Annotated in this window: 3 protein-coding genes; 1 reads left to right on the forward strand and 2 read right to left on the reverse strand. The window is 63.0% G+C overall.

Translation table 11 applies throughout. From position 1 onward, the window contains the following. Together AC1DFE_RS23955 and AC1DFE_RS23960 are read right to left on the reverse strand one after the other, a co-directional pair. On the reverse strand, positions 1–233 hold a 233-nt coding region (locus tag AC1DFE_RS23955; protein ID WP_476908317.1), incomplete at its 3' end, for a transglycosylase domain-containing protein. Positions 234–849: 616 nt separating this feature from the next. Then, positions 850–1,341, reverse strand: a complete 492-nt coding sequence (locus AC1DFE_RS23960) for a hypothetical protein (RefSeq protein ID WP_476908318.1) — start codon at positions 1,339–1,341, stop codon at positions 850–852. 578 nt (positions 1,342–1,919) lie between these two features. Here AC1DFE_RS23960 and AC1DFE_RS23965 point away from each other — a divergent pair. Continuing rightward, the coding region (locus AC1DFE_RS23965) for a leucine zipper domain-containing protein (protein WP_476908319.1) at positions 1,920–2,161 on the forward strand (242 nt) is incomplete at its 3' end.

The following is a 2,161-nucleotide window of genomic DNA, read 5'->3' on the forward strand; positions in this document are numbered from 1 at the left end:
TCCTCCCACAGGAACATGTTCTTGACGAGCTGCTGGGGGATGGTAGACCCGCTGGGGTCTGGTTCACCACGCATGTAGGCCGCGGCACGGGCTTGCAGGTCCGCCCAGTCGAAGGCGCCGGCGCGGGAACCGAGCCGCTCATCCTCGTGGGCGATCGTGGACGCCAGCAGGAAGCGGCTCATGTGGTCCAGCGAGACGAACTGGTAGACGACGTGCTCCTTGGACTGGAGCATGTAGGCCGTCCTGGGGGCGGTATATCCGGCCTCGACGATGAACGCATACACCTGGAGAAGGAGAACCGGGGCGAGCAGGACAGCGAGGATCCTCCACAGCCACCGCGGCCATCGCTTTCTCTTGGTCGGGGGCTGGTCGGCTGCAGGGTCGGGTCGATGCTCTGGAACTGCCGGGGGAGTCGCCCCTGGCAGGGGCTGGACGCTGACGGGCGGGAGGCCCCCTGCGGGGGCGGGCCGGGTCGCCGGGGGCTGAAACCCAGGAACCGGCCGCTGCCCCGGGGGTTGCCCAAACAACGGTGAGGTGGTGGTTGTGGTCGGTGCGCTGTCCATCGGCCTGCCTCACTGAATCTGCATCTCTCCCGGTCGGGGAAGGGGGTCCACTGATTGTAATCGGCCGCCCTGCCCGTTCATGATGCCGCGCAAGTCCGGGCCTGAGATCCGGTTGTTCAGTGACTGATGTTCGGCCGCTGTCCAAAGGTGGTCCTGTTTTCCTGCGGCGCAGTCTTCGCGCCTGCCGCACTCAGGGTGTAGACGCACTCCCACTCAACGATTGCGGCACTTGCGTGCCGCAATCGTGCTTATACGTGTCCGGTGTCAGGACTACGGGTGGGCTGGGTTACCAGATGCGGATGTTGGCGGTGGGGCTGGTGTCCTGGTCATAAGTCCAGGAAGAGCCGTGCTTGGAATCGTCCTTGAAGCGGATTTTGACCGTTTGGTAGACCTTTACGGACCTGTCGTTGTGGTCGGCCCATACCTTCGCGTGGGTGGAGAGGTATGTGGTGCCACGGACCGATACTGAACCGTCGGCAGACCCGATCTGCTTGTACCACTTGCCCTGTTGCTGGAACATTTTTTGGTTGAAGTAAACCTTCGTGTAGGTGTCGCAGTGGATCTTGAATGAGAAATCGACCTTCACGAACTTCCGGTCGTGCTTCGTCTTGTCGGCGTCCGGCTTCTGCGCCGTGACGGTGCAGGTGTCGTGCTTCGTATGATCTGCAGCCTGGGCCGGTGCCGCGAAGGCGATGGGGCCGGCAAGCAGCCCGAGTGAAACAGTGGAAACCAGCGCGGCCTTGGCCTTGAGTGGCCGTGTTGGTTGGATCATAGTCATTTGTTGCTCCCGCATCGTGTTGGGGCAGCACTGGCGATCACGTGACGCGTGGAGACCTATCAACCACTTCTGTCCGCGTTTTTGATCAGCCATCCGCAGACTGCGGGTGGCTGGACCGGGCCGCTTCGAGGGCAACTGTCCCGGCGCCCCGGTACTCCAGAATCTACGTCGTGATGCTGGGCGTGAGCTTGGAATTCGCACCCAGATCCCGGTGTCTGGGTTCTCCAAAGCCAGCATCCCAGGCCCGTCCCACGCCACCTAAGAACAGCTGCACGGACTCTGTCGGGATCGTCGGATAGGTGTGCCCTGCGGTTCGTCAGGCCGTGCACGGGAAGCGCTATTTCCGGTTCTCCATGCCCTGGACGCACTCGTCAACGCACCCGCCTGACACCCTTGGCGGAAAGACCAGCAATCAAGGTTCGCAAACTCCTCAATTTCCGGGGTGGTGAGCTGGTCGCTGATGTCTAGCTGTATTGACCACGGACGTTAGGAACACTCGGCGTGGTTAGGTGACAAAAAGAAGACCTCCGAGTGGAGTGGGGGCTTGTCTAAGAGTCCGATCCACAAGGAGGTCTTCAATGTCCCATGCTAACGCGCTCCTGACGCCGAAGGGCCGGCTTCTGCTGGCCCGGTGCGTTGTCGATGACGGGTGGAGCCTTCGCCGGGCGGCGGAACGGTTCCAGGTGTCGGTTACGACAGCGGCGCGCTGGGCCGCCCGCTACCGGGACCACGGTGAGGACGGGATGCAGGACCGTTCCAGCCGGCCCGTCAGCTCCCCGCAGCGGACGCCGGTGCGGCGGGAGCGGCGGATCATTGCGAT

The sequence above is a fragment of the Arthrobacter sp. 05T423 genome, from assembly GCF_056396245.1.